5 protein-coding genes are annotated in these 6,918 nt (G+C 73.6%); 1 reads left to right on the top strand and 4 read right to left on the bottom strand.

What is annotated here, in order from left to right; all coding sequences use genetic code 11:
* Positions 1-115: 115 nt before the first annotated feature.
* The 4 genes from hutI to hutU all read right to left on the bottom strand — a co-directional run bounded on the left by hutI (position 116) and on the right by hutU (position 5,694).
* Complete coding sequence (hutI, locus tag DTL70_RS26950) at positions 116-1,294, bottom strand: imidazolonepropionase (RefSeq protein ID WP_114024607.1); 1,179 nt, start codon at positions 1,292-1,294, stop codon at positions 116-118.
* 67 nt (positions 1,295-1,361) lie between these two features.
* Positions 1,362-2,780, bottom strand: a complete 1,419-nt coding sequence (locus DTL70_RS26945; protein WP_114024606.1) for a formimidoylglutamate deiminase — start codon at positions 2,778-2,780, stop codon at positions 1,362-1,364.
* Positions 2,777-4,024, bottom strand: a complete 1,248-nt coding sequence (locus DTL70_RS26940; RefSeq protein WP_114024605.1) for an allantoate amidohydrolase — start codon at positions 4,022-4,024, stop codon at positions 2,777-2,779. The genes DTL70_RS26945 and DTL70_RS26940 overlap by 4 nt, the downstream gene beginning before the upstream one ends.
* Positions 4,024-5,694: a urocanate hydratase gene (gene hutU, locus DTL70_RS26935; protein WP_114024604.1), complete on the bottom strand. Its 1,671-nt coding sequence runs from the start codon at positions 5,692-5,694 to the stop codon at positions 4,024-4,026. The genes DTL70_RS26940 and hutU overlap by 1 nt, the downstream gene beginning before the upstream one ends.
* Before the next feature lie 384 nt (positions 5,695-6,078).
* Between hutU and DTL70_RS26930 the strand changes: the two genes are divergently transcribed.
* Positions 6,079-6,792 (top strand): type 1 glutamine amidotransferase domain-containing protein, encoded by a 714-nt coding sequence (locus DTL70_RS26930; protein ID WP_114024603.1) that lies wholly within the window; start codon positions 6,079-6,081, stop codon positions 6,790-6,792.
* Positions 6,793-6,918: the final 126 nt, after the last annotated feature.

Here is a 6,918-nt window from a genome sequence, read left to right as displayed (position 1 = left end):
CCCCGCAGCGAAGCGGGCAGCAGCGGTCGGACGAACTCCCACTCGGCATCGGACAGCTCATGGCGACGTATCACCCGACCATGATCCACTACCCAAGATCCATTGAAGACACCCCCTAGGCGACCCGTACCCCTTCGCGCCAGACCTCGGACACCAGGGGGACGCCCGGCCGGTAGGAGAGGTGGACGTGGGAGGGGGCGTCCAGGAGGGCCACATCCGCCCGGCAGCCCGGCGTGAGGCGGCCGACGTCCGTGCGGCGCAGCGCCCGCGCGCCGCCGGCCGTCGCCGACCAGAGGGCCTCGTCGGGCGTCATGTTCATCTCCCGTACGGCGATGGCGAGGCAGAACGGCATCGACGAGGTGTAGGAGGAACCCGGGTTGCAGTCGGTCGACAGCGCCACCGTGACGCCCGCGTCGAGGAGGCGGCGGGCGTCCGGGTAGACCGCGCGGGTGGAGAACTCGCAGCCGGGCAGCAGCGTGGCGACGGTGCTGCCGTGGGCGAGCGCGTCGACGTCCTCGTCCGTGAGGTGGGTGCAGTGGTCCGCCGAGGCGGCGTCCAGTTCGACGGCGAGCCGGACGCCGGGCCCGTAGGAGAGCTGGTTGGCGTGCACGCGCGGGATGAGGCCCGCCTCCCTGCCCGCGGTGAGGATCGTGCGGCACTGCTCCTCGTCGAAGGCGCCCTCCTCGCAGAACACGTCCACCCAACGGGCGTGCGGGGCGCACGCGCGGAGCATCGGTCCTGCCACCAGTGCCGTGTAGGCGTCCGGGTCGTGCGCGTACTCGGGCGGCACGACGTGGGCCCCGAGATAGGTGACCTCGTCCACGCCCGAGAGGGCCGCCACCCGCAGGGCGCGGGCCTCGTGTTCGGGGCTGAGCCCGTAGCCGGACTTCGTCTCGAGCGTGGTCGTGCCCTGGGCGTACATCTCCCGCAGGTGCGCGTCCAGGGTCGCCGCCAGCGCCTCGTCGCTCGCCTCGCGGGTCGCCTGGACGGTGGTGCGGATGCCGCCCGCCGTGTAGGGGCGGCCCGACATGCGGGCGTTGAACTCCTGGGTGCGGTCGCCCGCGTACAGGAGGTGGGAGTGGCTGTCGACGAAACCGGGGATGGCGGCCCTGCCGCCCGCGTCGTGGGCCTTGTCGGCGGGCGGGGCCTTCTCTGTGGGGCCCACCCACGCCACCTGGCCGTCCTCGACGACGAGGGCGGCGTTCTCGATGAGGCCCAGGGGGCTCCCGTCGCCCTGGGCGGGGTCGTTGGTGACCAGAGCGGCGATGTTGGTCAGGGCGGTTGTCTGGGGCATGGGGTTCCTTGGCGGTGCTGCGGTGTCAGGGCGGGGCCGGTGGCCCGGAGCTGCGGGTGACGGGCGGTCAGGGACGGAGGGCGCCGATCGCCTCGGTCAGCGCGTGGGGGACGGAGTCCACCAGCGTGTGGGCGCCGTCCCGCACCACGTGGCGGCCTGCGACCACGGTGTGCCGGACGTCGGCGGCCGTGGCGGCGAACACGGCCGTCTCCGCGGCGAGGCGGGCGACGGGGCCCGCGGTGCGTACGGAGTCGAGGGCGACGGTGGTGAAGTCGGCGAGGGCGCCGGTCTCCAGCCGGCTCGCCTCGGGCCAGCCGAGTGCGATCTGTCCGCCCTCGGTGGCGGCGCGCAGCAGCTGCCCCGCGGTCCAGTGGCCGCGGGTGCGGCTGGCGAGGCGCTCGTCGAGCTCCATGGCGCGAGCCTCCTCGAACAGGTCGATGACGGCGTGGCTGTCGCTGCCCAGCGACAGGGTGGCTCCGGCACCGTCGAGCGCGAGGGCCGGGCCGATGCCGTCGGCCAGGTCGCGTTCGGTGGTGGGGCACATGCACACGCCCGTACCCGTCCGCCCCACCTGGCGGATGTCGCCGTCCGTCATATGAGTGGCGTGGACGGCGACGGTGCGCGGGGAGAGGACGCCGTGTTCGGCGAGCAGGGCGGTCGGCGTCATGCCGTGCACGCGCTCGCACGCCTCGTTCTCGCCGGTCTGTTCGGACAGGTGGACGTGCAGGGGGGCACCGCGCTCCTCGGCCCACTGCGCGACGGTGCGCAGCTGCCGCGCGGGCACCGCTCGCACGGAGTGCACGGCGGCGCCCACCCGTGCGTGTCCGCCTTCGGGCCTGAAGGCGGTGGCGCGCTCGGCCCAGGCCTCGGCGGTGCCGTCGCTGAAGCGCAGCTGCTGCCGGTTCGGCGGCTCGCCGCGGCCCTTGGGGCCGATGCCGGAGGCGAGGTAGGCGGTGTCCAGCAGGGTGATGCGGATGCCGGCGTCGGCGGCGGCGGCCACCAGCGCGTGGCTCATCGCGTTGGGGTCGTCGTAGCGCGCGCCGCCGGGCGCGTGGTGCAGGTAGTGGAACTCGCCCACGCAGGTGATGCCCGCCAGCGCCATCTCGGCGTACACCGCGCGGGCCAGCGTGTAGTAGCTGTCGGGGGTGAGCCGGGAGGCCGTCTGGTACATGGCGTCCCGCCATGTCCAGAAGGTTCCCGAGCCGACCTGGACGGTGGAGCGCAGGGCGCGGTGGAACGCGTGCGAGTGCGCGTTCGCCAGGCCCGGCAGGGTGAGTCCGCGCAGCACGGTGGCGCCGGGCGGCGGCGCCTCGACGTCCCTGCGGACGGCGCCGAGCCGCCCCTGTGCGGTCACCTCCAGGGCGACGTGCGGCTCGGCGGTGCCGTTGAGCCAGGCGAGCTCGCACCAGTAGACCTTCTCGGCGGGCGCCGCGCCGGGTTCCGGTGCGGCGCCGTCGCCCGTCGGGTTGTTTCGCGTGGTCGTCACACCAGGCCTTCCAGTACGTCGGCGAGCGCGGTGACGCCCGCCGCACAGTCGTCCTCCTCGGCGGACTCGGCGGGTGCGTGCGAGACGCCGGTCGGGTTGCGGACGTACAGCATCGCCGTGGGCACCGAAGCGGACAAAATACCCGCGTCGTGTCCTGCCCCCGTGGGCAGCACAGGAATGGTCTCCCCCAGCAGCGCGGCCATCCGATCGCGCAGCGCGTGGTCGAACTCGACCAGCGGTGTCGCCGACTCGCGCGTCACCCGTACGTCCACGCCGTCGCGGCCCCCGCGTTCGCCGGCCGCGCGTTCGATCTCGGCGACGACGGACGCCAGCGTCTCCTCGTCCGGAGCACGCGAGTCCAGCCAGCCCCTGACCAGGGAGGGGACGGCGTTGACGCCGTTCGGTTCGACCGCCACCTTCCCGAAGGTGGCCAGCGCGCCGGCCAGCCGCGCCTTCTTGCGGGCGGCGAGCACCGTGTTGGCGTAGGTGAGCATGGGGTCGCGGCGGTCCTCCAGGCGGGTGGTGCCCGCGTGGTTGGCCTCGCCGTGGAAGTCGAACCGCCAGCGGCCGTGCGGCCAGATCGCCGACGCGACAGCGATCGGGTGGTCGGTCTCCGCCAGCGCGCGGCCCTGTTCGATGTGCAGTTCGACGAACGCGCCGATGCGGGCGAGCCGCTCGGGGTCGGGGCCGAGCGCGGCGGGGTCGTGCCCCGCCGCCTCCATCGCCCTGGGCAGGGTGATCCCCTCCGCGTCGCGGAGGGCGTGGGCGCCCTCCGCGGTGAGGGACCCGGTCATCAGCCGGGAGCCCACGCAGGCCAGGCCGAAGCGGGCGCCCTCCTCGTCGCAGAAGTTGACGATCGCGAAGGGGCGCGTGAAGGCGGTGCCCCGGCTCCGCAGTTCGTCGTAGGCGGCGAAGGCGGCGAGGACGCCCAGCGGTCCGTCGAAGGCGCCGCCGTCCGGGACCGAGTCGAGGTGCGAGCCGGTCACGACGGCGTCGGCGGCGTTCTTGTCGCCCGACCACGCCCACTGGTTGCCGTTGCCGTCCACCTCGTAGGCGAGGCCCCTGGAGACGGCCTGGTCCCGGAACCACTGGCGGCACTCCTGGTCGGGTCCCGTCCAGGCGAAGCGGCGGTACCCGCCCGAGCCCGCCCTGCCGAGGGGCAGCAGCTCCTTCCACATCTGCTGGAAGGAGGGCCGCGGTCCCGGCGGGGCCGTGGCTCCCGCGGCGGAGGAGGCGGGGTCCATCAGGCGTCCCCCTCGCGCATCGGGACGCGGACCCCGCGCTCGGCGGCGACCGCCTCGGCCTCGGGGTACCCCGCGTCGACGTGGCGGATCACTCCGGTGCCGGGGTCGTTGGTCAGGACCCGGCGCAGCTTCTCGCCCGCGAGGGCGGTGCCGTCGGCGACCGTGACCTGCCCCGCGTGCAGGGAGCGGCCCATGCCGACACCGCCGCCGTGGTGGAGGGAGACCCAGGAGGCGCCGGAGGCGACGTTGAGCATGGCGTTGAGCATCGGCCAGTCGGCGATGGCGTCGGAGCCGTCGCGCATGGCCTCGGTCTCCCGGTAGGGGGAGGCGACGGAGCCGCAGTCGAGGTGGTCGCGGCCCAGGGCGAGGGGGGCCTGGAGCTGCCCTGAGGCGACCATGTCGTTGAAGCGTTCACCGGCGGCGGCGCGCTCGCCGTAGCCGAGCCAGCAGATGCGCGCCGGCAGGCCCTGGTAGTGGACGCGTTCGCCGGCCAGGCGCAGCCAGCGGGCCAGCGACTCGTTCTCGGGGAAGAGGTCGAGCAGCGCACGGTCGGTGGCGGCGATGTCGGCGGGGTCGCCGGACAGGGCCGCCCAGCGGAAGGGGCCCTTGCCTTCGCAGAAGAGGGGGCGGATGTAGGCGGGGACGAAGCCGGGGAAGTCGAACGCGCGGGTGTATCCGGCCAGCTGTGCCTCGCCGCGGATCGAGTTGCCGTAGTCGAAGACCTCGGCTCCGGCGTCCTGGAAGCCGACCATGGCCTCGACGTGGGCCGCCATGGACTCGCGCGCCCTGCGGGTGAAGTCGGCGGGCTTCTCGGCGGCGTAGGTGGCCATGTCGGTGAAGTCGACGCCGGTCGGCAGGTAGGAGAGCGGGTCGTGGGCGGAGGTCTGGTCGGTGACGATGTCGATGGGGGCGCCGTCGGCGAGCAGTTGCGGCAGCACCTCGGCGGCGTTGCCGAGCAGGCCGATGGACAGCGGGCGGCGGGCGTCGCGGGCCTCGACGGCGAGGCGGAGCGCCTCGGCGATGCTGTCGGCTCGGACGTCGCAGTAGCCGTGTTCGATGCGGCGTTCGATGCGGGAGGGGTCGCACTCGATCACGAGGGCGACACCGCCGTTCATGGTGACGGCGAGCGGCTGGGCGCCGCCCATCCCGCCGAGCCCCGCGGTCAGCGTGATCGTCCCCGCCAGCGAGCCGCCGAACCGCTTCTCGGCGACGGCCGCGAACGTCTCGTAGGTGCCCTGGAGGATGCCCTGGGTTCCGATGTAGATCCAGGACCCCGCGGTCATCTGGCCGTACATGGTCAGGCCGAGCTGTTCCAGGCGGCGGAACTCCTCCCAGTTGGCCCAGTCGCCGACCAGGTTGGAGTTGGCGATCAGTACGCGCGGCGCCCACTCGTGGGTGGTCATCACGCCGACGGGGCGTCCCGACTGGACGAGCATCGTCTCGTCGCCGCGCAGGGTGTGCAGGGTGCGGACGATGGCGTCGTAGGAGGCCCAGTCCCGGGCGGCCTTGCCCGTGCCGCCGTAGACGACGAGCTTGTCGGGGTGCTCGGCGACCTCGGGGTCGAGGTTGTTCTGCAGCATCCGCAGTGCGGCCTCCTGCTGCCATCCGAGCGTGCTCAGCTCGCTGCCGCGCGACGCCCTGACCGGGCGTGGTCCTGCGGTGCTGGTCATGTGGCCCTGCCTCCTCGACTCCAGCCGAATCAGATCTATTCACTAACCATACGCAGTGAATAGATCTAGTCAACGGGTGGTCGGGTACGAACCCCGCCGGCGGACCGGACACGGCGGCCCCGGGCCCCCGCCGGAGACCCCGCCGCACACCCCGCGCCACCCGGTCGCGGTGAACCAGCGGTGGGACAGCCGGAGGGACACGCGGCGGGTAGGACCGCTCAGGACGCCGCCCGGCGCGGGAGCGGCCTACCGTCGTCGAAGAGCGCCCCGGCGGTCGCATACGGAGGCCACGCTCCGGGTACGGCACGTCAGCGCGCTCCGCACCAACCGCACCACCCGCCTCCCTGGCCCCACGCTCACCCCCACGCAGCCCCGGAGAACGACATGTCGCAGATCCTTTTCGTGCTGACCGGCGCTCAGCACTGGACCCTCGCCGACGGCACCCAGCACCCCACCGGCTTCTGGGCCGACGAGGCGGTCGCCCCCTACGAGGCCTTCAAGATGTCGGGCCACCAGGTCGTCGTCGCCACCCCCGGCGGAGTGGTCCCCAGCGTCGACCAGACCAGCCTGTCCGCCGACGCGAACGGCGGACAGGACAACGCCGACCGGGTGGCCGCGGGCCTCGAGGCCTTCACCGAACTGGGACAGCCGCTGAGCATCGAGGACGTACGGATCGACAGCGGAGGCGGCCCGGCCGGCTTCGACGCCGTCTTCTACCCGGGCGGCCACGGCCCCATGGAGGACCTGGCCACCGACAGCGACTCCGGCACGCTGCTGGTGCGCACCCTGGCGTCGGGCCGGCCGCTGGGCGTGGTCTGCCACGGCCCCGCCGCGCTGCTGGCCGCCCACACGCAGGAGGGCGCCAGCGCGGTGTACGGCTACCGGCTGACCGGCTTCAGCAACGCCGAGGAGCAGCAGGCGGGCTTCGCGAACAAGGCGAAGTGGCTGCTCCAGGACCGGCTGGTCGAGGAGGGCGCCCACTTCGACGAGGGTGAGCCGTGGGCGCCGCACGTGGTGGTGGACCGCAACCTGGTCAGCGGCCAGAACCCCGCCTCCGCAGGCCCCGTGGCGGCGGAGGTCATCAAGATGCTGGGCTGAGCACTCGCCGTCCGGCCGCCCGGACGGCACCGGAGAGACAGGACCTCTCTCCGCACCAGGAGCCCAGAACCGGCGGGAGCGCACACCCTTTACACCGTCGCACCCCTCTCGGGCGCTCTCGTCGGA

Source organism: Streptomyces diacarni (assembly GCF_003323715.1).
Classification (GTDB): domain Bacteria; phylum Actinomycetota; class Actinomycetes; order Streptomycetales; family Streptomycetaceae; genus Streptomyces; species Streptomyces diacarni.
This window is presented reverse-complemented; position numbering and strand designations above follow the sequence as displayed.